Genomic DNA, 674 nt, shown 5'->3' on the forward strand with positions numbered 1-674 from the left:
ATAATCCAATTAGATATTTCTTTCTTAACGGAAAGTGGTATCAAATTAGGTTTCAATGATACGAAGTGACCATTGAATCGAAAGATTCAGCACAGTCAATTCAAACATTACTTATGTAATGTTCAGTATTCATTGAGCCGAACAAAATCTTAAATTGAAGAGTTTGATCATGGCTCAGATTGAACGCTGGCGGCAGGCCTAACACATGCAAGTCGAGCGGAAACGAGTTATCTGAACCTTCGGGGAACGATAGCGGCGTCGAGCGGCGGACGGGTGAGTAATGCCTAGGAAATTGCCCTGATGTGGGGGATAACCATTGGAAACGATGGCTAATACCGCATAATGCCTACGGGCCAAAGAGGGGGACCTTCGGGCCTCTCGCGTCAGGATATGCCTAGGTGGGATTAGCTAGTTGGTGAGGTAATGGCTCACCAAGCGACGATCCCTAGCTGGTCTGAGAGGATGATCAGCACACTGGAACTGAGACACGGTCCAGACTCCGTACGGGAGGCAGCAGTGGGGAATATTGCACAATGGGCGCAAGCCTGATGCAGCCATGCCGCGTGTGTGAAGAAGGCCGTTCGGGTTGTAAAGCACTTTCAGTCGTGAGGAAGGTAGTGTAGTTAATAGCTGCATTATTTGACGTTAGCGACAGAAGAAGCACCGGCTAACTC

The 674-nt window shown here is 48.5% G+C and carries 1 rRNA gene; it reads left to right on the forward strand.

The window, feature by feature from the left end:
* Positions 1 to 151: 151 nt before the first annotated feature.
* Positions 152 to 674 (forward strand): 16S ribosomal RNA (locus tag B853_RS16185); the annotation flags it as partial.

Source organism: Vibrio rotiferianus CAIM 577 = LMG 21460 (assembly GCF_002741985.1).
GTDB lineage: Bacteria > Pseudomonadota > Gammaproteobacteria > Enterobacterales > Vibrionaceae > Vibrio > Vibrio rotiferianus.